This is a genomic window from Pseudomonas sp. GW821-FHT09C09 (assembly GCF_059418105.1).
Genome location: NZ_JBWKPF010000008.1, coordinates 105451 through 129074 on the forward strand (window position 1 = coordinate 105451; position 23624 = coordinate 129074).

19 protein-coding genes are annotated in these 23624 nt (G+C 59.8%); 10 read left to right on the plus strand and 9 right to left on the minus strand.

The window, feature by feature from the left end:
* Positions 1-26: 26 nt before the first annotated feature.
* The 5 genes from AC07NR_RS23440 to AC07NR_RS23460 form a co-directional block, all read right to left on the minus strand.
* The gene (locus AC07NR_RS23440) at positions 27-1622 is read right to left on the minus strand and encodes an ABC transporter substrate-binding protein (protein ID WP_248738329.1); all 1596 of its coding nucleotides are present in this window, start codon (positions 1620-1622) and stop codon (positions 27-29) included.
* Positions 1623-1700: 78 nt separating this feature from the next.
* A complete protein-coding gene (locus tag AC07NR_RS23445; RefSeq protein WP_085711816.1) occupies positions 1701-3113 on the minus strand; it encodes an OprD family porin in 1413 nt (470 codons plus the stop codon).
* 178 nt (positions 3114-3291) lie between these two features.
* The gene (locus AC07NR_RS23450; protein ID WP_305836610.1) at positions 3292-4890 is read right to left on the minus strand and encodes an ABC transporter substrate-binding protein; all 1599 of its coding nucleotides are present in this window, start codon (positions 4888-4890) and stop codon (positions 3292-3294) included.
* 295 nt (positions 4891-5185) lie between these two features.
* On the minus strand, positions 5186-6808 hold the full coding sequence (locus AC07NR_RS23455; RefSeq protein ID WP_495079578.1) for an ABC transporter substrate-binding protein: 1623 nt from the start codon (positions 6806-6808) through the stop codon (positions 5186-5188).
* Positions 6809-7068: 260 nt separating this feature from the next.
* Positions 7069-8670, minus strand: a complete 1602-nt coding sequence (locus AC07NR_RS23460) for an ABC transporter substrate-binding protein (RefSeq protein ID WP_495079579.1) — start codon at positions 8668-8670, stop codon at positions 7069-7071.
* Between the two features lie 849 nt (positions 8671-9519).
* Between AC07NR_RS23460 and AC07NR_RS23465 the strand changes: the two genes are divergently transcribed.
* Complete coding sequence (locus tag AC07NR_RS23465) at positions 9520-9879, plus strand: DUF6124 family protein (protein ID WP_495079580.1); 360 nt, start codon at positions 9520-9522, stop codon at positions 9877-9879.
* 74 nt (positions 9880-9953) lie between these two features.
* Here AC07NR_RS23465 and AC07NR_RS23470 read toward each other — a convergent pair whose 3' ends face one another.
* Complete coding sequence (locus tag AC07NR_RS23470) at positions 9954-10673, minus strand: SIMPL domain-containing protein (RefSeq protein WP_248738323.1); 720 nt, start codon at positions 10671-10673, stop codon at positions 9954-9956.
* Positions 10674-10921: 248 nt separating this feature from the next.
* Between AC07NR_RS23470 and AC07NR_RS23475 the strand changes: the two genes are divergently transcribed.
* The 5 genes from AC07NR_RS23475 (at position 10922) to AC07NR_RS23495 (ending at position 15820) form a co-directional block, all read left to right on the plus strand.
* Positions 10922-11110, plus strand: a complete 189-nt coding sequence (locus AC07NR_RS23475) for a hypothetical protein (protein WP_305836614.1) — start codon at positions 10922-10924, stop codon at positions 11108-11110.
* Positions 11111-11328: 218 nt separating this feature from the next.
* A complete protein-coding gene (locus AC07NR_RS23480) occupies positions 11329-12591 on the plus strand; it encodes an ATP-binding protein (protein ID WP_007953651.1) in 1263 nt (420 codons plus the stop codon).
* Positions 12584-13144, plus strand: a complete 561-nt coding sequence (locus AC07NR_RS23485; RefSeq protein ID WP_003221630.1) for a response regulator transcription factor — start codon at positions 12584-12586, stop codon at positions 13142-13144. The genes AC07NR_RS23480 and AC07NR_RS23485 overlap by 8 nt, the downstream gene beginning before the upstream one ends.
* A 96-nt stretch (positions 13145-13240) precedes the next feature.
* Positions 13241-14968 (plus strand): ABC transporter ATP-binding protein/permease, encoded by a 1728-nt coding sequence (locus AC07NR_RS23490; RefSeq protein WP_423204905.1) that lies wholly within the window; start codon positions 13241-13243, stop codon positions 14966-14968.
* A 105-nt stretch (positions 14969-15073) separates the two neighbouring features.
* Positions 15074-15820, plus strand: a complete 747-nt coding sequence (locus AC07NR_RS23495) for a FadR/GntR family transcriptional regulator (protein WP_085711808.1) — start codon at positions 15074-15076, stop codon at positions 15818-15820.
* Positions 15821-15824: 4 nt separating this feature from the next.
* On the opposite strand, the gene AC07NR_RS23500 is transcribed toward AC07NR_RS23495, so the two are convergent.
* The 3 genes from AC07NR_RS23500 to AC07NR_RS23510 form a co-directional block, all read right to left on the minus strand.
* Positions 15825-16199: a hypothetical protein gene (locus AC07NR_RS23500; RefSeq protein ID WP_423204906.1), complete on the minus strand. Its 375-nt coding sequence runs from the start codon at positions 16197-16199 to the stop codon at positions 15825-15827.
* A 102-nt stretch (positions 16200-16301) separates the two neighbouring features.
* Entirely contained in the window at positions 16302-16493 is a 192-nt protein-coding gene (locus tag AC07NR_RS23505) for a hypothetical protein (protein ID WP_305836617.1), read from the minus strand.
* A gap of 11 nt (positions 16494-16504) precedes the next feature.
* The gene (locus AC07NR_RS23510; RefSeq protein WP_495079581.1) at positions 16505-17803 is read right to left on the minus strand and encodes a phospholipase; all 1299 of its coding nucleotides are present in this window, start codon (positions 17801-17803) and stop codon (positions 16505-16507) included.
* Positions 17804-18039: 236 nt separating this feature from the next.
* On the opposite strand from AC07NR_RS23510, the gene kdgD reads away from it, so the two are divergent.
* The 4 genes from kdgD (at position 18040) to garD (ending at position 23480) form a co-directional block, all read left to right on the plus strand.
* A complete protein-coding gene (gene kdgD, locus AC07NR_RS23515) occupies positions 18040-18951 on the plus strand; it encodes a 5-dehydro-4-deoxyglucarate dehydratase (protein WP_265812321.1) in 912 nt (303 codons plus the stop codon).
* 61 nt (positions 18952-19012) lie between these two features.
* Entirely contained in the window at positions 19013-20452 is a 1440-nt protein-coding gene (locus AC07NR_RS23520; protein ID WP_085711804.1) for an aldehyde dehydrogenase family protein, read from the plus strand.
* A 98-nt stretch (positions 20453-20550) separates the two neighbouring features.
* Positions 20551-21915, plus strand: coding sequence for an MFS transporter (locus tag AC07NR_RS23525; RefSeq protein ID WP_085711879.1), 1365 nt, complete (start codon positions 20551-20553; stop codon positions 21913-21915).
* Between the two features lie 11 nt (positions 21916-21926).
* Positions 21927-23480, plus strand: a complete 1554-nt coding sequence (garD, locus tag AC07NR_RS23530) for a galactarate dehydratase (RefSeq protein ID WP_495079582.1) — start codon at positions 21927-21929, stop codon at positions 23478-23480.
* Positions 23481-23624: the final 144 nt, after the last annotated feature.

The window sequence follows — 23624 nt, forward strand, 5'->3', positions numbered from 1 at the left end:
GGTCAGGGAGGCCGGGAGTTTCTTATCTACTTCACCTGGGTGGTGGCGAAGTTATTGGTTGTCAGAGGGCTGATGTGATAACCCTCTACGTTGTTGCGCATTGCGGTGAACATCCGGGTGTGGGCCATGCTGATCCACGGTTGGTCCTGATTGAAGATGGCCTGGGCTTCTTCGTACAGTTTGGCGCGTTCGGCCGGATCTACTTTAGCCCGTGCTTCGTCGAGCAGGGTCTGGAATTTCTCGTTGCACCAGCGAGCGTAGTTTTCGCCGTTCTTGGCGGCCTCGCAACTGAGCATAGGCGTCAGGAAGTTATCCGGGTCGCCGTTGTCGCCCGCCCATCCGGCCGACACCATATCGTGTTCGCCGGCCTTGGCGCGCTTGAGCATTTCGCCCCATTCCATCACGCGGATGTCGATCTTGATCCCGACTTTCGCCAGGTCAGCCTGCATCATTTGCGCGCCGAGCATCGGGTTGGGGTTGGTCGGGCCGCCGCCGTTGCGGGTAAACAGAGTAAACACGGTGCCTTCCGGCACGCCGGCTTCCTTGAGCAGTTTGCGCGCTGCGTCGAGGTCACGTGGCGGGTTTTTCAGCTCGTGGTTGTAGCCCAGCAGGGTCGGCGGGTACGGGTTGACCGCGACGGTCGCGTTGCCCTTGCCGAACAGCGCGTTGACGTAGGCTTCCTTGTCGAAGGCGATGTCGATCGCTTTACGCACGCGCACGTCGCTGATGTATTTGTGCTGGGTGTTCATGGCGATGTAGGAAACGGTCATCGCGTCCATTTCATCGACTTTCAGCTTGTCGTCTTTCTTGATGCTCGGGATGTCATCCGGCTTCGGATACAGCGCGACCTGGCACTCGTTGGCCTTGAGTTTCTGCAGGCGCACATTGTTGTCGGTGGCGATGGCCAGGATCAACGCATCGGCCGGCGGCTTGCCACGGAAGTAGTCCGGGTTGGCCTTGAAGCGAACCTGGGCGTCCTTGTTGTAGCGCTGGAAGACGAACGGGCCAGTGCCGACCGGCTTGTTGTTCAGGTCGCCGGTCTTGCCGGACTTGAGCAACTGGTCGGCGTATTCGGCCGGGTAGATCGAGGAGAATGCCATGGCGATGTCGGCCAGGAACGGCGCTTCGCGGCGGGTCAGGGTGAACTTTACGGTGTTGTCGTCGACTTTCTCGACGCTCTTGAGCAGTTCCTTGAAGCCCATGCTTTCAAAGTACGGGAAGCCCACGCTCGACAGCTTGTGCCACGGGTGATTCGGGTCCAGCTGACGCTGGAAGCTCCAGACCACGTCGTCGGCGTTCAGGTCGCGGGTCGGCTTGAAATATTCGGTGGTGTGAAACTTGACGCCTTTGCGCAGGTGGAACGTGTAGGTCAGGCCGTCGTCGCTGATGTCCCAGGACTCGGCGAGCGCCGGGATCACTTCAGTGGTGCCGGGCTTGAAGTCGGCCAGGCGGTTGAAAATGGTTTCGGCCACCGCGTCGGCAGTGACTGCAGTCGTGTACTGGACCATATCGAAGCCTTCCGGACTGGCTTCGGTGCAGACCACCAAGGGTTTGGCCGAGACGCCGATGGCGGCGCTCAACAGGGCGGCAGCGACGGCCGCACGTAGGGGAAGCATTTTCATCGATAACCCTCTGCAATCGGTTGAAGACAAAAAGCCGAACGGCCGACTCGTCACTGAGTCAGCCGTCGGCACGCGTTTTTACAGAATGTTGAACGGTACGGTGGTCACGAGACGGAACTCGTTGATGCTGCCGTCAGCCTGGTTTTCGCTGGCGCGGTGAGCAGTGTAGGTGGCACGCACGGTGGTCGCCTTGAGCGGGCCGCTCTGTACCGCGTAAGTGGCACCGATGCCGTATTCGTAGTGGTGCTCGCCGTCCATGCTGCGTACGTCATACGCAGTGCCGGTGTAGTGAGTACCGTCGATGCCCCAGCCGCGGGCCTGGTAGATGTTGAACTTCAGGCCTGGCACGCCGTATTCGGCCATGTTCAGACCGTAGGCGACCTGGAAGGATTTCTCGTTCGGGCCGTTGAAGTCGGACAGCAGGGAGTTGGCCAGGTAGATGCCGTTGGTTTCGTGCAGGTAGTCGAAGTACTCGTCACCGTTGATCGCCTGGTACGAGAAGGTCAGGCTGTGGGCCTGGTGAGTCAGGCCGAACGACAGCGAGTAGGTGTCGTTGTCGATGTTGCCCATCTCTTTCTTGCCGGTATCGACGGTCTTGTAGTAGTTCAGGCCGGTGGTCAGGCTCACGACGTTGCTGTCACCCAGTTCGTGGGTGGCGCCGAAGTAGTACTGGTTCCAGAAGTCTTCAGCCTTGGAGGCGTACAGGCTGGTCTTCAGGCTCTGCAGCGGCTGGTAGTTCAGGCCGACGATGCTCACGCGATCGGTTTCGGCGCCGTTGGCGCTGTACTCGGTGCGGAATTTCGACAGGCTCTCTTCGGTACGCGGCGATACGCGGTCGAAGCTGCCGGCGTCGAACGACAGGTTGTTCAGCTCTTCGCTGTGCAGGCTCACACCTTCAAAGCTCGAAGGCAGCGCACGGTTGCCGATGGTGTCGACGATTGGCGTGCTGAAGTTCTGGCGACCGGCGGTCAGGGTGGTGTTGGAAACGCGGAACTTGACGTTGGCCAGGCCCAGTTTGCTCCACTGGCCTTCAGCGTCACCGCCTTCCTTGGTCAGGGTACGGTTGTTGCCCGCGCCTGGACGCGAACCCGGTGCACCACCGTTGTTGGAGGCCAGGGCCTTGCGGTCACGCTCCAGGGCCACGGCGTTGTAGGCGGCTACTTCAGTGCTGACACCCACGGTGCCCTGAGTGAAGCCGGAGGTGAAGTTGACGATGGTGCCCTGTACCCAGTTGATACGACGATCGGTCGGGGTGGCAACGCCGTCTTTGCGGTAAGTGAACTTGCCGCCGCGCTTCAGTTGCTCGTTGGCGTACCAGTTACGGGTCGTGCCGCTGACTTTGGAGCCTTCGAGGAAGCCGGTGGCGTCAGCCTGGGCGCTTTTCTCGTTGACGGTCACCGGGGTGAACGCCTGGCTCTGCTCCTCGGCAAACGCCGTGGCGGTGATGCTGCTGATGGCCAAGGCCAGTATCGCGGTGCTGCTCAGTTTCATGGGTGAAGCTCCTTTACTTTCTTTTTATGCCGGCTTTTTTTGTTGGGCCGGTTTTTGGTTTTAGAACTCATTCACACATCGCAAACGTTTGCAAAAGGCCTGATCGGCAAATTTCGGCAAAGCGCTTGCGTGAGGAGGTAGACAGCCTCCTCAGCATTGCGGCTAATCGGTTATGGGTTTAATCGATGCTGACACCCGAAAACACGTTGCGGCCGAAGGGGCTGACCTTGAACCCTTCAACCCTGGCGCTCAGCGGCTGGTTGACCGTCGAGTGGGCGACAGGCGTGATCGGCACTTGCTGCTTGAGCAATTGCTGGGCCTGTTTGTAGAGCACGGTGCGCTGGTCGCGGTCGGTGACGACCTTGGCCTCTTTGATCAGCTTGTCGTAAGCCGGGTCGCACCACATGGAATAGTTGTTGCCGCCAATGGCGTCGCAGCTGTACAGCGTGCCGAGCCAGTTGTCCGGGTCCCCGTTGTCACCGGTCCAGCCGATCAGGCTGACGTCATGTTCGCCATTCTTGGTGCGCTTGATGTACTCGCCCCATTCGTAGCTGACGATCTTCACTTTCAGACCGATCTTGGCCCAGTCTGCCTGGAGCATTTCGGCCATCAGTTTGGCGTTCGGGTTGTACGGGCGCTGCACCGGCATGGCCCACAGGGTGATCTCGGTGCCTTCCTTGACGCCGGCAGCCTTGAGCAGTGCCTTGGCTTTTTCCGGGTTGTAGGCGGCGTCCTTGATGCTGGTGTCGTAGGACCATTGGGTCGGCGGCATGGCGTTGACCGCCAGTTGGCCGGCACCTTGATAAACAGCGTTGAGAATCCCCTGTTTATTCACCGCCATGTCCAGCGCCTGACGCACTTCGAGCTGGTCGAACGGTTTGTGGCGCACGTTGTAGGCGATGTAGCCAAGGTTGAAACCCGGTTTTTCGATCAGTTGCAGTTTCGGGTCGTTTTTCAGTGCCGGCACATCGGCCGGGCGTGGATGCAGCGTGACCTGGCATTCGCCGGCCTTGAGCTTCTGCACACGCACGGATGCGTCGGTATTGATCGCGAAAATCAGGTTCTTCAGCTTCACCCGGCTCTGATCCCAGTAATGCGGGTTGCCGGTGTAGCGGATGTTCGAGTCTTTCTGATAGCTCTTGAACACGAACGGGCCAGTGCCGACCGGCTTCTGGTTGATGTCGCTCGGCTTGCCTTCGGCCAGCAGCTTGTCGGCGTATTCGGCGGACAGAATGGCGGCAAAGCTCATGGCGATGTTCTGGATGAACGCGGCGTCTACGCTGTTGAGCGTGAACTCCACGGTCAGCGGCCCGGTCTTTTCGACCTTGGCGATGTTCTTGTTGAGGCTCATCCCGTTGAAATACGGGAACTCGGTCGGATAAGCCTTACGGAAAGGCTGTTGCGGATCGAGCATGCGGTTAAACGTGAACAGCACGTCGTCGGCGTTGAAATCGCGGGTAGGTTTGAAGTACGCCGTTGTATGAAATTTCACCCCTTCACGCAGGTGAAAGGTGTACTTGAGGCCATCCTCGGAAATATCCCAGCTCGTTGCCAGGCCCGGTACGACATTGGTCGCGCCTTTTTCGAACTCGGCCAGACGGTTGTACAGCGGTTCGGCGGCGTCGTTATCGGTCGCGGTCGTGTATTGCGCGGTATCGAAACCGGCCGGGCTGCCTTCGGAGCAGAACACCAGACTGTCGCTGGCGGCAAAACTCGCGGACGTAGCGGCCAACAGGCCGGCGCCCAGCAATGCGGAAAAAACCAAGGTGTGGCGCATGACGCTCCCTCTTGTCTCAGTGTTTTTCAATGCGCCGCGATCCCTTCCAGGGAAGTTGTGGCCGCATTGAGCTCAATCCAGCAGCAAACCGATAGCCCACGCAGTCACTGGTCAGAACCCGACGGTAGGGGCCGCAGGTCTGGCAGTAAATGCGCTGAGTCCTAAAGACTCGTAGGAAAAGGCGACACGTCCTAAACCAACCTGGTAAGACCAAGTGGAAAGGGATGTAGGCAAATTCCTAACTATTCGGCAGAAAAAAACAGCGGCGACGCTGAAAACGTCGCCGCCGGCTTTTTTACTTGATGCTGACGCCGTAGAAGGAGTTCAAGCCGAATGGGCTGATCTTGAAGTCCTGCACGTTGGCGCGCATGGGTTGATACACCGTCGAGTGAGCGATAGGTGTCATAGGGACTGCATCTTTGAGGACGTGTTGCGCCTCTTTGTAGAGTTCGGTGCGCTTGGCCTGGTCAGTGGTGCGCTTGGCTTCTTTCACGAGGCCGTCGAATTTCTTGTCGCACCATTTGGAGAAGTTGTTGCCACTCAGCGAGTCGCAACCAAACAACACGTTGAGCCAGTTGTCCGGATCACCATTGTCACCGCTCCAGCCAATGATCATGGCCTGGTTCTCGCCACCTTTGGAACGCTTGATGTACTCGCCCCACTCGTAGCTGGTGATCTTCACGTTCAGACCGATCTTCTTCCAGTCGGACTGGAGCATTTCGGCCATCAGTTTGGCGTTCGGGTTGTACGGACGCTGAACCGGCATCGCCCACAGGACGATCTCGGTACCTTCCTTCACGCCGGCTTCCTTGAGCAGCTGCTTGGCTTTCTCAGGATCGTACTTGGCGTCCTTGATGGTGGTGTCGTAGGACCACTGGGTCGGCGGCATGGCGTTGACGGCCAATTGGCCTGCGCCCTGATAAACCGAGTCGATGATCTGCGGTTTGTTCACAGCCATGTCCAGCGCCTGGCGAACGCGCAGGTCGGCCAGCGGGTTCGGCTCGTTGCTGCCCTTGACCTTGTCCATCACGTTGTAAGCGATGTAGCCCAGGTTGAAGCCGGCCTGGTCAGGCATCTTCAACGCAGGATCTGCTTTCAGTGCCGCGAGGTCGGCCGGACGCGGGAACAGCGTGACCTGGCACTCGTTCTTCTTCAGCTTCTGGATACGTACCGACGGGTCGGTGGTGATGGCGAAGATCAGGTTGTCGATCTTCACGTCTTCAGGCTTCCAGTAATCCTTGTTGCCGGTGTAACGGATGTTGGAGTCTTTCTGGTAGCTCTTGAACACGAACGGACCAGTGCCGATCGGCTTCTGGTTGATGTCGGCCGCCTTGCCTTCCTTCAGCAGCTGCGCTGCGTACTCGGCGGACTGAACCGACGCGAAGCTCATGGCCATGTTCTGGATGAACGCGGCGTCGACTTCTTTCAAAGTGAACTTGACGGTGTGGTCGTCGACTTTATCGATCTTGGTGATGTTGGTATCCATCCCCATGTCGGTGAAGTACGGGAATTCGGTCGGGTACGCCTTACGGAACGGGTCATCCTTGTTAATCATGCGATTGAAGGTGAACAGCACGTCGTCGGCGTTGAACTCACGAGTCGGCTTGAAATACGGGGTGGTGTGGAACTTCACGCCTTTACGCAGGTGGAAGGTGTAGGTCAGGCCGTCCGGGGAGATGTCCCAGCTGGTCGCCAGCCCAGGAACAACGGCGGTGCCGCCACGCTCGAACTGGGTCAGACGGTTGAACATGGTTTCGGCTGAGGCGTCGAAGTCGGTTCCGGTGGTGTATTGGCCTGGGTCGAAACCGGCCGGGCTGCCTTCGGAGCAGAACACCAGGTTAGTCGCAGCGGAAGCGAAAGGTGCGGAGGCTAACAAGCCTGCGCCGACTAAAAACGGAATGACCGCGTGTTTAAGCATGTTGGCCTCATGATTTGTTGTCATTTTTTAATAGTGAGGTACGACCTCGTGAGTCGTGCCTGCGGATACTTATGCAGGGCCCATACCCAATGCAAGATCCAGAGCGCCCGGCGGCATCAAACGGTGGCACGAACGTACCTTAATGTCGCATCTGTATAACTTCTGACGCATTTGACCGTTTGCGGTCGGTTTTTACGGTGCAAATGAAGCCCCAAAACGGTGCATCGGTCACGATTTGCGCGCCGCCTTGGGGCCGGGTGTTACTTATTTATACCCACGCCATAGAACGGGGTTAGACCGAACGGGCTGATCTTGAAGTCGGTGACTTCCTTGCGCAGTGGCTGGAACACCGTGGAGTTGGCGATCGGCGTGATCGGCACTTGCTGTTTCAGGATCAGTTGCGCCTGTTGATACAGTTTTACCCGCTGCGATTTATCGGTGGACACCTTGGCCTGCTGCACCAGCTTGTCGTAGGCCGGATCGCACCATTTGGCGTAGTTGCTGCCTTTCACCGCCGCGCAGCTGTAAAGCACGCCCAGCCAGTTGTCCGGGTCGCCGTTGTCACCGGTCCAGCCGTAGATCATCACGTCGTGTTCGCCATTCTTGGCACGCTTGATGTACTCGCCCCACTCATAGCTGACGATGTTGGCCTTGATGCCGATCTTCTCCCAATCCTGCTGGATCATCTGTGCCGACATCCGTGCATTCGGGTTGGACGCACGCTGCACGGTCATCGCCCAGAGGTTGATGGTTGTACCCGGTGCAACCCCGGCTTCCTTGAGTAGCGCCTTGGCTTTTACGGGGTCGTACGGTGCGTCCTTGATATTCGGGTCATAGGACCATTGCGCGGGTGGCAAGGCGTTCTGTGCCAGCTGCCCGGCACTCTGGTAAACCGCCTTGATGATCGCCGGTTTGTCGATGGCCATGTCCAGCGCCTGACGGACCTTTAATTGGTCCAGCGGCGGATGGGTGGTGTTGTAGGCGAGGAAGCCGAGGTTGAAGCCGGCCTGCTTCAAGACTCGCAGGTTCGGATCTTTTTCCATCACTTCGATGTCGGCCGGGCGCGGGTAGCCGCTGACCTGGCATTCGCCGGTCTTGAGCTTCTGCAAGCGGACGGCGGCGTCCGGGGTGATCGAGAACACAAGGTTGTCGATTTTCACATCTTCGGGTTTCCAGTAGTCCTTGTTCGCCGCGTAGCGGATCTGCGAATCCTTCTGGTAGCGCTTGAACACGAAGGGGCCGGTGCCGACCGGTTTCTGGTTGATGTCTGCTGCCTTGCCTTCCTTCAGCAACTGCTCGGCATATTCGGCCGATTGCACCGAGGCGAAGCTCATGGCGAGGTTTTGCACGAACGCGGCGTCGACGTTGTTCAGGTTGAAGCGCACGGTGTTTTCGTCGAGTTTTTCCACGGACTTGATCGTGGTGTTCAGGTCCATGTCGGTGAAGTAGGGGGACTCGGCGGGGTAGGCCTTGCGGAAGGCGTTGTCCGGGTCGAGCAGACGCTGGAAGGTGAACAGGACGTCGTCGGCGTTGAAGGTTCGGGTCGGGGTGAAGTAGTCGGTGGTGTGGAATTTTACGTTCTGGCGCAGGTGGAAGGTGTACTGGAGGCCGTCCGGGGTTACGTCCCAGCTTGTGGCCAGACCGGGTTCGACTTCGGTGCCGCCGCGTTTGAATTGGGTGAGGCGGTTGAAGACGGTTTCGGCGGAGGCGTCGAAGTCGGTGCCGCTGGTGTATTGGCTTGGGTCGAAGCCTGCGGGGCTGGCTTCGGAGCAGTAGACCAGGGTTGTTGCTGCGTTGGCGATTGGGGTTATGGCGGTCAGGGCCAGGGTGATCAGGAGTGGTTTCAGGGTGGATCTATGCATGTCTGGCCCGCTTGTCTGGAGGTGGTTGTGGCGGGGGAGGTTAGCTGGGGTTTTGGTGGGCGCGGAAATATCGTTTTTCTAGGTTAGGTGTCTATCTCGGTATATCTGGGGTGGTTGGGTACATATCCGTTGCTGCGGTAACGGCTTCTTATGGTTCCGCTCTTACAGCGGGTCACTTTTTCAAACGCCAAAAAGTAACCAAAAGGCTGGGCCCCGGCGTACGGCACCTCGCTGGGGCTCGGTGTTCCTTCGTTCCGGGATTCATCCGGGGGCATCGCCTACGGTTTGCTTCGCTGCACCTCCTCTCGATGCATGCGGCTGCGCCGCACGGTCGCTGCGCTCCCACCCCCGGATGAATCCCTCCACTCAGCCTGCCGAAGGGGCCAGAAGATCAAGAGCTTTACTCGAGCTAACGCTCATCGTGTTGAGTGGTGGGAAGCGAAAAGCGGAAAGCAACTGCGGACTGCTTGATCGTTCCCACGCTCCGCGTGGGAATGCAGCCCGGGACGCTCCGCGTTCCATTTTCGGATGTTTAAAGAGGTGTGGGATTCACCGAACCTTCCCACAAAGTTTTCAGGTTGTCCGTCGGAAGCACGATCCCTAGTCTTTGGTTGTCGCTGCCAATTCAGCGACCGGGAGTGAGATCCCGGCTATTCATTTGGATACTTGTGCGAGCCCCTTCATAATCGCCGCCAGCTTAGACTGTCAGCGATTCTCTATGGCGGCTGTGTACGGGTGGACGAATGTCCTGCCGGGTATCCATACCGGTGATCTCACCCCGTACATAGCTGCCACCTCTTCTTCGAGTGAGATCGGGAAAGTGGCTCCATAACTTGGAGAAAATGCTACATGGATAAGCTGATACCCGACCCACCCCTCGAATCACCCACACCCCTCGAAGAAGCCATGCGCGCCGAAGACCTCGCCCGCAACCGCGAAGCCATCAAACGCGCCCTCGACTATTACCTGTGTCCCAACCCTTCCAAACCGCGCCCGAGCACGATGTATAGGGTCACTCCCAACGTCGACACCGAAAGCCTGCTGGCCAATGCCTGCGAATCGCTGGCCTCGGCCAGTACCATCGCCAGCAATTTCGCCAACGAACTCAGCGGCCCGCAACGCAGTACTGCGCTCGGGATCCAGCAGATCATCATGCTGGCCGAGCTTGCGGTGAACCGGGCGCTGGATCGGGTTGATCCTCGAGCCTGACAACCCAAATCCCAGGCACAAAAAAACCGGCGATCATTCACTGATCGCCGGTTTTTCATTCAGCCGTCATTCAATCACTGCATCAACACTTCAATCGAGCCGTCGGCGGTCAGGCTGACCTGGCTGGTGCCTGCTTCGACTTCAGGCGTGACCGGCGCAGCGTCCATGCCCGCGGCGGCTTTCATCATCATCGGGGCGCGCATGTACGGTTGCGGGTAGCCATTGCTGTTGAGGTTCAGGCTGACGATTTTGTAACCCTTGCCGCCCAGGGCGTCGGTGGCCAGTTGGGCGCGGGCCTTGAAGGCGGTGACGGCTTCTTTCAGCAGTTTGTCTTCGCTGGCCTTGCGGGTCGGGTCGGCGATGGCGAAGTCCATGCCGCCCATTTTCAGCTCGGTCAGCAACTCGCCGGTGAGTTTGGACAGGGCGGCGAAGTCGGTGCTTTCCAGGCGCAGTTCGGCACGTTCGCGCCAGCCGGTGATTTTCTGGCCCTTGGTGTCGTAGATCGGGTAGCTGTTGCGGCTGCCTTGGCGCAGGGTGATTTCTTTGACCTGCTTGGCCTGGGCCAGGGCCTTGTTCATGGTGGTGCTGACGTCGGCGGCGAGTTTGGCCGGGTCAGTGTTCTGTTCTTCGGTGTAGAGGGTCACGATCATCAGGTCGCGGGCCACTTCCTGGCTGACTTCGGCGCGCAGGGAAATCTGGTTGTAGTGCAGCTCATCGGCGGCTAGGGCCGGAAGGCTGGCGACGCTGCCGACGGTCAGGGCGAGAAGGGCGGCGCTGCGGCGAAATGTGTGCATGAAAGCTCCTTGATGAGGGCGCAGGTGATGGTTCGGGGGCCTGCGTGAAACCATCAGACTCTAGCTTCTGTGATCCGGTTCGCCCAGTTACAACTTCTATACAGATGCGAGCGTGCGCCGTCCGTCGTATAGGACGGGATACCTGTTGGTTCTGACAGTAGACGGATTTCGTCGGCGGATTGAGCATGTTTGTGAGCCGCCATTGCACTCGGCTTCAAACACGACAATTGCGAATAAGGAAATCTGAGATGAACGCACAAGAACAAGCCGATGCAAAAGGTCGAGGTTATTCAGTCCAGCTCCAGGAACGGGGGGCCGGTAATTGGTCGTATTGGGTTTACTTCAATGGCAACCAGGTGGGTGGCCCTTTTGGGTCAGAGAATGAAGGGTGGAGCTGCGTGCAGGGATTGATTAATCAACAAACGTACGGGATGTGAAATCGACTGATCCCACAAACCGGTAATCAGGAACGGGTCGCCGGTTTTTTGTGCGTCAGGTCGCCGTGTGCAATGCCGGTGATCGCCCGTAGCGAAGACGCTCTTATAGCCGCAGAAAAACTTTACGCCATGTGGTCGTTTGCCGCACTTTCGCCTCTCAAGCCCGCGCCTTGGTTATACTCCGTGCGATCCGCCTGGAGCGCTCATCAGGAGAGCTCATGCTCGCCCCCGTACAACTGACTTCCGCCACTCGCCAGAACCTCTGGCGGCTGACTTTCATCCGCACCCTGGTGCTGGCCGCGCAGGCCGGTTCCGTGGGCCTGGCCTACTGGCTGGAGCTGTTGCCGTTGCCGTGGGTGCAACTGGTGATGACCCTCGGCTGTTCGATTCTGCTGTGTGTGTTCACCGCCGTGCGCCTGCGCACTTCGTGGCCGGTCACCGAGCTCGAATATGCGCTGCAACTGGCTTGCGATCTGGTTATCCACAGCGCCTTGCTGTACTTCTCCGGTGGGTCGACCAACCCGTTCGTTTCGTATTATCTGGTGCCGTTGACCATCGCAGCGGTGACGCTGCCGTGGCGTTATTCGGTGGTGCTGTCCGGTATTGCGCTGGCCTTGTACACCCTGATGCTGACGCATTTCTATCCGCTGGAAACCCTGCCGGTTGCGCGGGAGAACCTGCAGATCTACGGCATGTGGCTGAGTTTCGCCCTGGCGGCAGCGGTGATTACCTTCTTTGCCGCGCGCATGGCCGAAGAGCTGCGCCGTCAGGAAGAGTTGCGCGCGATCCGCCGTGAAGAAGGCCTGCGCGATCAGCAATTGCTGGCCGTGGCGACTCAGGCCGCCGGTGCCGCTCATGAACTGGGCACACCGCTGGCGACTATGAGCGTGTTGCTCAACGAAATGCAGCAGGATCATCACGATCCAATGCTTCAGGAAGACCTGAAGGTGTTGAAAGATCAGGTGAAGCTCTGCAAGGAGACCCTGCAGCAACTGGTGCGCGCCGCCGAAGCCAATCGCCGGATGGCGGTGGAGATGCAGGATGTCACCGAGTGGCTCGACGAGGCGCTCAATCGCTGGCACCTGATGCGCCCCGAAGCCAGTTACCGCTTCCAGCGTCTGGGCCAGGGCCCGCTGCCGCGCGTGGCGCCGCCGCCGGATCTGACCCAGGCCTTGTTGAATCTGCTGAACAACGCCGCCGATGCCTGCCCGGAAAACCTTCAGGTGACCCTGGACTGGACCGCCGAAGACCTGACCATCAGCATCCGCGATCATGGCGCCGGTGTGCCGCTGGCCATCGCCGAGCAGATCGGCAAACCGTTTTTTACCACCAAGGGCAAAGGTTTCGGCCTGGGCCTGTTTTTGAGCAAGGCCAGCGTGACACGCGCCGGCGGCTCAGTGAAACTCTATAGTCATGAGGAAGGCGGCACGCTCACCGAGCTGCGCCTGCCCCACGGCGCCCGAGGAGAGCAACATGAGTGACGAAATCCAAGTCGAAGGCGAAGAACTGCCGCATTTGCTGCTGGTCGATGACGACGCGACCTTTACCCGGGTGATGGCTCGTGCCATGGCTCGCCGTGGCTTTCGCGTCAGCACCGCCGGTTCCGCCGAAGAAGGCCTGACAATCGCCCAGGCCGATCTGCCGGACTACGCCGCGCTGGACCTGAAAATGGACGGCGATTCCGGTCTGGTCCTGCTGCCCAAGCTGCTGGAACTGGACCCGGAAATGCGCGTGGTGATCCTCACCGGTTACTCGAGCATTGCCACCGCGGTTGAAGCGATCAAGCGCGGCGCCTGCAACTACCTGTGCAAACCGGCGGACGCCGACGATGTGCTGGCGGCGCTGCTGTCCGAACACGCCGACCTCGACAGTCTGGTGCCGGAAAACCCGATGTCGGTGGACCGCCTGCAGTGGGAACACATTCAGCGCGTCCTGACCGAGCACGAAGGCAACATCTCCGCCACTGCCCGTGCCCTGGGCATGCACCGCCGTACCTTGCAGCGCAAGCTGCAGAAGCGCCCGGTTCGTCGCTGAACCTGCGCTGAACGGCCATCGCCAGTCCTCGCGATAAAGCGCACCGATCAACTATGATCGGTGCGTGTCTGTTCTTTTCTTTATCGAGCCTTTTCCATGAATCAGAACGCTGAATATTCCGCGGTCAACGATGCTGTGCGCGGGCAGTTTTTTCGCAAGGTGTGGGCCATGACCACGCCTTACTGGCGCAGCGAAGAGAAGGGCAAGGCCTGGACGTTGCTGATTGCCGTGATTGCACTCTCGCTGCTCAGCGTGGGCATCTCGGTGTGGTTCAACACTTGGTACAAGGATTTCTACAATGCGCTGCAAAAGAAAGATGAAGCGGCGTTCTGGCATCTGATCCTGTACTTCTGCGCGATTGCTGCGGTCGCGATTGTCGGTGCGGTGTATCGGCTCTACCTGACTCAGATGCTGACGATCCGCTGGCGGGCCTGGCTTACTGAAAAGCATTTTTCCCGTTGGCTCGCCGACAAGAATTACTACCAGCTGGAGCAGGGTGGTTACACCGATAACCCGGACCAGCGGATTTCCGAAGACCTCAACAATTTCACCTCCAATACCCTTGAGCTGGGTATCGGGCTGCTGCGCAATATCGTCAGCCTGGTGTCGTTTTCGATTATTTTGTGGGGCGTGTCGGGCAGTATTGAAGTTTACGGCATCACTATTCCCGGCTACATGTTCTGGTGCGTTCTGGTTTATGCAGTGGTCGGTAGCTGGTTGACGCATTTAATCGGTCGACGATTGATCGGTCTGAATAACCAACAACAACGCTTCGAAGCAGACCTGCGTTTTTCCATGGTGCGGATTCGTGAGAATGCTGAAAGCATTGCGCTTTACAACGGCGAACCGAACGAAAATCGTCGCTTGAGCGGCCGCTTCGGCAATGTCTGGCACAACTTCTGGGACATCATGAAAGTCTCCAAGCGCCTGACGTTTTTCACGGCCGGTTACAGCCAGGCCGCGATCATTTTCCCATTCATCGTCGCCTCGCCACGCTACCTCGCCGGCAAGATCGAGCTCGGTGAACTCATGCAGATCAGCTCGGCATTCGGCAACGTTCAGGAGAGTTTCAGCTGGTTCATCAGTGCTTACCAGAACCTCGCTTCCTGGCGCGCCACGTGCGATCGTCTGCTGAGCTTCCATCAGGCCATGACCAGCAACGAAGAGCGTGCACCGGCCATCGACGTGCAGAACCAGGGCAGTGAATTGAAGGTACACAACCTCGGGCTCGATCTGGCCGATGGTCGTCACCTGCTGACCAGCGCCGACATGACCGTAGAGCCGGGTGACCGAGTAATGCTCAGCGGCCGTTCCGGCAGCGGTAAATCCACCCTGTTCCGGGCGATGGGGCATTTGTGGCCAGCCGGACACGGCAGCATTCGCCTGCCGGCATCGCGTTATCTGTTCCTGCCACAGAAGCCGTATCTGCCGATCGGCACCCTGCGTGACGCCTTGAGTTATCCACAACCGGGCGACACCTACGCGCCTGAACGTTATGCACAAGTGCTGGAAACCTGCCGTCTGCCGCATCTGGTGGCGCGACTGGACGAAGCCAATCACTGGCAGCGCATGCTTTCGCCCGGTGAGCAGCAACGACTGGCCTTCGCCCGTGCTCTGCTCTACGCACCGCACTGGCTGTACATGGACGAAGCGACGTCGGCGATGGACGAAGAAGACGAGGCCACGCTGTATCAGGCGCTGATCGATCAGTTGCCGGGCCTGAGCATCGTCAGCGTCGGCCATCGCAGCAGCCTCAAGCGCTTCCATCCACGGCATGTGCGGATCGACAGCGGGCATCTGGTCGAGCAGACCGTCACGGCCTGATGTGTACCGAATCTGTGGGAGCCTGCTCCCACAGAGGACGGTGATCGTACAACTCCCTTGGGCTATGATGCCCCTCTTACCGAATTTTCGAGACAAACGCAGACCATGGAAACCCCGATCGACACCCCGCGCCTCCCTCGCAAGCGCCGCAGCCTGGCACAGGAACTGGTGACGGTGCTGACCGAGCAGATCCGCGACGGTCTGCTCAAGCGTGGCGACAAGTTGCCCACCGAGTCGGCGATCATGGAAGCCCATGGCGTCAGCCGCACCGTGGTGCGCGAGGCGATTTCCCGGCTGCAGGCTGCAGGGCAGGTCGAAACCCGCCACGGCATCGGCACCTTCGTCCTCGACACCCCGAGCCCGAGCGGGTTCCGGATCGACCCGGCCACCGTGGTCACCCTGCGTGACGTACTGGCGATTCTCGAATTCCGTATCAGCCTTGAAGTCGAATCCGCCGGCCTCGCCGCACAGCGTCGCAGCGCCGAGCAACTGGCCGCCATGCGCGCCGCCCTCGATGCGCTGAACGAAAGCGTGGCCCACGCCAGCGATGCGGTGGCGTCGGACTTCCAGTTCCACCTGCAAATCGCCCTGTCCACCGGCAACCGCTACTTCACTGACATCATGACCCACCTGGGCACCAGCATCATTCCGCGCACGCGGCTGAACTCGGCACGCCTGGCCCATGATGATCAGCAGCACTACATGAATCGCCTGAGCCGCGAGCACGAGGAAATCTATGAGGCCATCGCCCGCCAGGATGCCGATGCCGCCCGCGCGGCCATGCGCCTGCACCTGACCAACAGCCGCGAACGGCTGCGTCAGGCACATGAAGAGGCGCAGGCGCAGGGTTGAGGAATCAGGCTTCGACGTAGAGTCTCAGCGGTTCCGAACAAGGTTCCAGACTGGACTCGTCGGCAAATTTGTAGCGCAGTTCGACGGTGCTGTTCAGGTACTTTTCCAGCACGAATCTTGGGATGCTCAGTTCGATCCCGGTCAGGCCGACCATGTCGTCGAGTGCGTCATCCCAGACGCCGGTCGGCTCCGACAAGCCCTGCCATTCAGGCTCTTCCGGATCATCACCGAGGATCGGATATACATCCCAGTTCGGCGGTGTGTCCTGTCCATCGGGGACTCGGATGATCAGGTCGTCATCCAGCGTCGACAGCCGCAGGATGATCGAGTCGCTGGCGTGATCGGGGAATTGCGGAAGGTGTGCAGCGGCAAACGTCATGCTTCGTTCTCCTTGAAAGATCTGCCGCGATCCTTCGCGGCAGTTGTCGCACTTTACCCGGCGAATCAGTGTTGCGCGCCGGGGCAATCTTGTCCGCGCATTTCAGCTCTTGGGCAGAATCGAACGATCGACCCTGACCGCCAGTTTGCCCGGGCCGGGCTTGACGTCGAATGTTGCGTGCCCCTGAGCGTCCACCGACGCCCGGGCGATGGCCACGCCGTCGCGCAGCAATTGCAGCGGCGCACCTTTCAACGATTGGCCCGAGGCCAGCTCCAGTTTCAATTTGATGCTCATCGAATCGCTCCTTAATTCGTGTTGGCGGTTGGGTGATAGTCCTTGAGCAGCAGGTAAGTGCTCCAGCCCCACCAGTCGTCGACGGTGGCGGTGTCGTTGAGGTTGTTCACGTCCTTGCGCCGCAAGACTTTGTTGCCCTGAAGGCGGAACAGAGGCGAGAAGTTGTTGGCGAGGTTCATCACGGCAGTCAGATCCGGCAGCCGTTGCAGCGCGTTGAAGGTGGTCGGCACGTTGCCGCTTGAATACGCGGCATACACCTCGTCCGCCGAATCCTGCACTGCCAGACTCACTTGATTGCGATTGTCGGCGTCCGTGGCGTCGAAGTAGCGCTTGTCACCGAATGCGCGCCATTGCTCGCCATGTTCGTTGTGCACCTTGAGGCCGAACTTGCTGTCTTCGTCATGCATGAAGCGAGTGATGAGCGAGCCCAGATCGCTTGGCGTTACGACGGCGGCCATGGCCTTACGCGGCACCCGCAAATGACCGGAGGAGAACAGGTCGGTGAGGTAGTGGTCGGCAAACGCGTTCATGGCGTAGGCCCGTTCCAGTTGCAGTTCGTCCTGGCTGGCGTGGGCGGCGGCTGCGGTTTGCAGGGCGGCGGTGTGCCCGGCGATGTAGGCCTGCCGGGCCCATTCGCCGAAGTGGTCAGCGTTGTTCGCCGCCAGTTTCAGGTAGCGACCGAGTGGGAACAGCGCCGAGACAAAACTGCCGCCACCGGTGATCTTGTTCCACTCTTCCGACAACGTATCTCCCAGCGCGTCATAGGCTTCGTGGGGTGGTTTACCGTCCTTGATCGCCTGTTTAACGGCGTCGATCTCTTTTTGCATGATCGCCAGAATTTGCGGCGCTTCGGCCTTTGATGCCGGCAGGGCCGCGAGGGTGTCGAACGCCGCCGAAAAGCGCTGAAGGCGATCCGCCGGAGTCGCACCTTCGTTGATTGGCCGGTCGGCGATTCCGTAGAAATCGCCACCCAGCGCCAGAACCTGGCCATAGGTCAGCGCCAATCCGTTCGGCAGATGCAGGGGCACGTTTTGCGCGAGCACCGGCTCGGCGTTTTCAACGAAACGCAGCCGGGTGTTATCGCCGATCGCCGTGTGTTCCGCGCCTTCGAAGCGCAGCGGCGGTTTGACTTTCATGGCTTTGCCCGGCGAGGCGAGGGCGGGTTCGACATCGCTGTGGGAGTCGGCAATGTGCAGCACCAGATGCGGATTTTCAGCACTGAAGGCGATGCCGCCGGGGGTAAAAAGATCATCGAAACGGGCGATGACCGGTGTGGGTTGTTCAAGGCATTTTGGTTGTAGACCGGACATTTCTTTCTCCTTGATATGTCGTCGGTGAGTTCTTATTTAACTGTACGTATATACAGTTAATTCGAGCCTAGTCGAGAAATCTCCTACGTCAAAAAGAAATCTTGTCCGACAAAAAATGCCCCCCAGCGATGAAATGCAGTTGACGGTTATCTTTTAAGTTGTACGATGACCTACAACTTCAGCGAAGGCTGAACGGTCCACTCACAAAAAAACGTTGCTACCAGGGTGTTCGAATAATGAATCCACAAGAACTGAAGTCCATCCTCTCCGCCGGCCTGTTGTCGTTCCCGGTCACCGATTTCAATGCTCAGGGCGATTTCAACCGCGCGGGCTACATCAAACGCCTGGAATGGCTGGCCCCGTACGGTGCTTCGGCCCTGTTCGCCGCCGGTGGCACCGGTGAGTTCTTCTCCCTGGCGGCCAGCGAATATTCGGAAATCATCAAGACTGCGGTCGATACCTGCGCCAGCAGCGTGCCGATCCTTGCCGGTGTCGGCGGTTCGACCCGCCAGGCTATCGAATACGCTCAGGAAGCCGAGCGTCTGGGCGCCAAAGGCCTGTTGCTGCTGCCGCACTACCTGACCGAAGCCAGTCAGGACGGCGTCGCCGCCCACGTTGAAGCGGTGTGCAAATCGGTGAACATCGGTGTGGTGGTCTACAACCGCAACGTCTGCCGCCTGACCGCGCCACTGCTGGAACGTCTGGCCGAGCGCTGCCCGAACCTGATCGGCTACAAGGACGGTCTGGGCGATATCGAGCTGATGGTGTCGATCCGTCGTCGCCTCGGCGATCGCTTCAGCTACCTCGGTGGCCTGCCGACCGCGGAAGTCTATGCCGCTGCCTACAAGGCGCTGGGCGTGCCGGTGTACTCGTCGGCGGTGTTCAACTTCATCCCGAAAACCGCGATGGACTTCTACCACGCCATTGCCCGCGAAGATCACGCCACCGTCGGCAAGATCATCGACGACTTCTTCCTGCCGTACCTGGACATCCGCAACCGCAAGGCCGGTTACGCCGTGAGCATCGTCAAGGCAGGCGCCAGGATCGCCGGCTATGACGCAGGCCCGGTGCGGGCGCCGCTGACCGACCTGACCCGCGAAGAGTACGAAATGCTCGCCGCGCTGATCGACAAGCAAGGTGCGCAGTAACACAACCCTATAAACAAGGCCGCTGAGCAATCAGCGGCCTTTTGCGTCAGGAGAATGATTCGTGACCAAGCGCTATGACAACTACATCAACGGTGAATGGGTCGCCGGCAACGATTACTCGGTCAACATCAACCCGTCCGAGCTGAGCGACACCATCGGCGACTATGCCAAGGCTGACCTGGCTCAGGTCAACGCCGCCATCGACGCCGCTCGCGCCGCGTTCCCGGCGTGGTCGACTTCGGGCATTCAGGCTCGCCACGACTCGCTGGACAAGGTCGGCACCGAAATCCTCGCCCGTCGCGAAGAACTCGGCACCCTGCTGGCCCGGGAGGAGGGCAAGACACTGCCGGAAGCCATCGGCGAAGTGACCCGCGCCGGCAACATCTTCAAGTTCTTCGCCGGCGAGTGCCTGCGTCTGTCGGGCGACTACGTGCCGTCGGTGCGTCCGGGCGTCAATGTTGAAGTCACCCGCGAAGCCCTCGGCGTGGTCGGCCTGATCACCCCGTGGAATTTCCCGATTGCCATTCCGTCGTGGAAAATCGCCCCGGCCCTGGCCTACGGCAACTGCGTGGTGTTGAAGCCGGCGGATCTGGTGCCGGGTTGCGCCTGGGCGCTGGCCGAAATCATCTCCCGCGCAGGCTTCCCGGCCGGCGTGTTCAACCTGGTGATGGGCAGCGGTCGCGTGGTCGGTGAAGCGCTGGTCAACAGCCCGAAAGTCGACGGCATCAGCTTCACCGGCTCTGTCGGTGTGGGCCGTCAGATCGCCGTCAACTGCGTGTCGCGCCAGGCCAAGGTTCAACTGGAGATGGGCGGCAAGAACCCGCAGATCATTCTCGACGACGCCGACCTCAAGCAGGCGGTGGAGCTGTCGGTGCAGAGCGCGTTCTACTCCACCGGCCAGCGTTGCACGGCGTCGAGCCGTTTGATCGTCACTGCCGGGATTCACGACAAGTTCGTCGAAGCCATGGCCGAGCGCATGAAGTCGATCAAGGTCGGCCACGCGCTGAAGGCCGGCACCGATATCGGTCCGGTGGTCTCGCAGGCGCAGCTCGAACAGGACCTGAAATACATCGACATCGGCCAGTCCGAAGGCGCGCGCGTTGTCAGCGGTGGTGGTCTGGTGACCTGCGACACCGAGGGTTATTTCCTCGCGCCGACGCTGTTTGCCGACAGCGAAGCGTCGATGCGCATCAGCCGCGAAGAGATCTTCGGCCCGGTGGCCAATATCGTTCGCGTGGCGGACTACGAGGCTGCACTGGCCATGGCCAACGACACCGAATTCGGTCTGTCGGCGGGCATCGCCACCACATCGCTGAAGTACGCCAACCACTTCAAGCGTCATTCCCAGGCCGGGATGGTGATGGTCAACCTGCCGACCGCCGGCGTCGATTACCACGTTCCGTTCGGGGGCCGTAAGGGTTCATCCTATGGCTCACGTGAGCAAGGCCGCTATGCGCAAGAGTTCTACACCGTGGTGAAAACCGCCTACATCGGTTCGTAAGTCGCTGCACCCGCGCAGGGTTATTGCCAAGGCCCTGCGCGGCACAAGACCAAAGAATGTTTTACCCGCATAAAAATAATCAGTGGGAGTACATCTACATGCAATCGTCCAAGCCGACTCACGTCCGCTATTTGATTCTGCTCATGCTGTTCCTGGTGACCACGATCAACTACGCCGACCGCGCCACCATCGCGATCGCCGGTTCCAGTTTGCAAAAAGACCTCGGCATCGACGCGGTCACCCTCGGTTACATCTTCTCTGCATTCGGTTGGGCCTACGTGGCGGGGCAAATTCCCGGCGGCTGGCTGCTCGATCGTTTTGGCTCGAAAAAAGTCTATGCCCTGAGCATCTTCACCTGGTCGCTGTTCACCGTGCTGCAAGGCTTCGTCGGTGAGTTCGGCATGTCCACGGCCATCGTGGCGCTGTTCATGCTGCGCTTCCTGGTGGGCCTGGCCGAAGCGCCATCGTTCCCTGGCAACGCGCGCATCGTCGCGGCCTGGTTCCCGACTGCCGAACGCGGTACGGCTTCGGCGATCTTCAACTCGGCACAGTACTTCGCCACCGTGTTGTTCGCGCCGCTGATGGGCTGGATCGTTTATGCCTTCGGCTGGGAACACGTGTTCATTGTCATGGGCGTGTTCGGCATCCTGTTCTCGCTGATCTGGCTGAAGGTTATCCACAGCCCGCGCCAGCACCCGATGGCCAACGAAGCGGAAGTGAAGTTCATCGCCGACAACGGCGGCATGGTCGACATGGATCAGAAGCAAGGCAAAAAGGCTGACGGCCCGAAATGGGATTACATCCGTCAGTTGCTGACCAACCGCATGATGCTCGGCGTGTACCTGGGCCAGTACTGCATCAACGGCATCACCTATTTCTTCCTGACCTGGTTCCCGGTGTACCTGGTGCAGGAGCGCGGCATGACCATTCTCAAGGCCGGTTTCATCGCCTCGTTGCCGGCGATCTGCGGTTTTATCGGCGGTGTCCTCGGCGGGGTGATTTCCGATTACCTGCTGCGCAAGGGCCACTCGCTGACCTTCGCCCGCAAGGCGCCGATCATCGCCGGTCTGCTGGTCTCCAGCAGCATCGTCGCGTGCAACTATGTCGAAGTGGAATGGATGGTGGTCGGCTTTATGGCCCTGGCCTTCTTCGGCAAAGGCGTGGGCGCACTGGGCTGGGCGGTGGTGTCCGACACTTCGCCGAAACAGATCGCCGGTCTCAGTGGTGGCCTGTTCAACACCTTCGGCAACATCGCCTCGATCACCACGCCGATCGTCATCGGCTACATCATCAGCTCCACCGGCTCGTTCAAGTGGGCGCTGGTGTTTGTCGGTGCCAACGCACTGGTGGCGGTGTTCAGCTACCTGGTGATCGTCGGCCCGATCAAACGTGTGGTACTGAAAGAGCCGCCAACCAATGGCGGTTCCGAAGCCACCGGTAAATTGTCTCAAGCGCATTCCTGAGGAGCGGCGCCATGCAGTTGATTGAACATTCCGACTCGCCGCGCTACATCCGCCTGCACGAGCGGGACAACGTAGTGGTTGTGGTCAATGACCAGGGCGTTCCGGCCGGCACCGCATTCGCCGATGGCCTGGTGACGGTGGATTTTGTGCCGCAAAGCCACAAGGTCAGTCTCGTGGACATCCCTGAGGGCGGCACGGTGATTCGCTACGGCCAGATCATTGGCTATGCATTGCAGCCGATTCCCCGTGGCAGTTGGGTCAAGGAAGATCAACTGCGCATGCCGACCGCGCCGCCGCTGGACAGCCTGCCGCTGTCCACCGAGGTGCCGGCCGCCCAGGCGCCGCTGGAGGGTTACACCTTTGAGGGTTATCGCAACGCCGACGGCACCGTCGGCACCCGCAACATCCTCGGGATCACCACCACCGTGCAGTGCGTCACCGGGGTGCTGGATCACGCGGTCAAACGTATCAAGGATGAACTGTTGCCGAAGTACCCCCACGTCGATGACGTGGTGGCGCTGACCCACAGTTACGGTTGTGGCGTGGCCATCACGGCCACCGACGCCTACATCCCGATCCGTACCGTGCGCAATCTGGCGCGCAACCCGAACCTCGGTGGCGAGGCGCTGGTGATCAGCCTGGGCTGCGAGAAGTTGCAGGCGGGGCAGGTGATGCATGAGGACGACGCTTCAGTGGATCTGAGCGAGCCATGGCTGTATCGCTTGCAGGATTCCAGTCACGGTTTCACCGAGATGATCGAGCAGATCATGGAACTGGCCGAAACCCGCCTGAAGAAACTCGACCAGCGCCGCCGGGAAACCGTGCCGGCGTCCGAGTTGATCCTCGGCATGCAATGCGGCGGCAGCGATGCGTTTTCCGGGATCACTGCCAACCCGGCTCTGGGTTATGCCTCGGACTTGCTGCTGCGAGCAGGGGCGACGGTGATGTTTTCCGAAGTCACCGAAGTGCGGGACGCGATTTACCTGCTGACCTCCCGGGCCCAGAGCAAAACCGTTGCCGAGGAACTGGTGCGCGAGATGGACTGGTACGACCGTTACCTGGCCAAGGGCGAGGCGGATCGCAGCGCCAACACCACGCCGGGTAACAAGAAGGGCGGGTTGTCGAACATTGTCGAGAAGTCCTTGGGCTCGATCGTCAAATCCGGCAGCAGCGCGATCAGCGGTGTGCTCGGCCCTGGGGAACGCTTCAAGCAGAAGGGGCTGATTTTCTGTGCAACGCCGGCGAGTGACTTTGTCTGCGGCACCTTGCAACTGGCGGCGGGGATGAACCTGCATGTGTTCACCACCGGGCGTGGCACGCCGTATGGTCTGGCCATGGCGCCGGTGGTGAAGGTGTCGACCCGGACCGAGCTGGCGCAGCGCTGGCCGGACCTGATCGACATCGATGCCGGGCGGATTGCTACCGGTCGTGCGAGCATCGAGGAGTTGGGCTGGGAGTTGTTCCACTACTATCTGGATGTGGCGAGCGGCAAGCAGCAGACGTGGGCCGAGAAGCACAAGCTGCATAACGACATTACGTTGTTCAATCCGGCGCCTATCACCTGAGACCGAGTCGCCTGCATCGCGAGCAGGCTCGCTCCCACCGAGATCTCCTTCGTTGCACAAATTGTGTGTGCACCGAAGATCAATGTGGGAGCGAGCCCGCTCGCGATAGCGTTCGACCAGACGCCGGAGAACTTGTGGCTTATC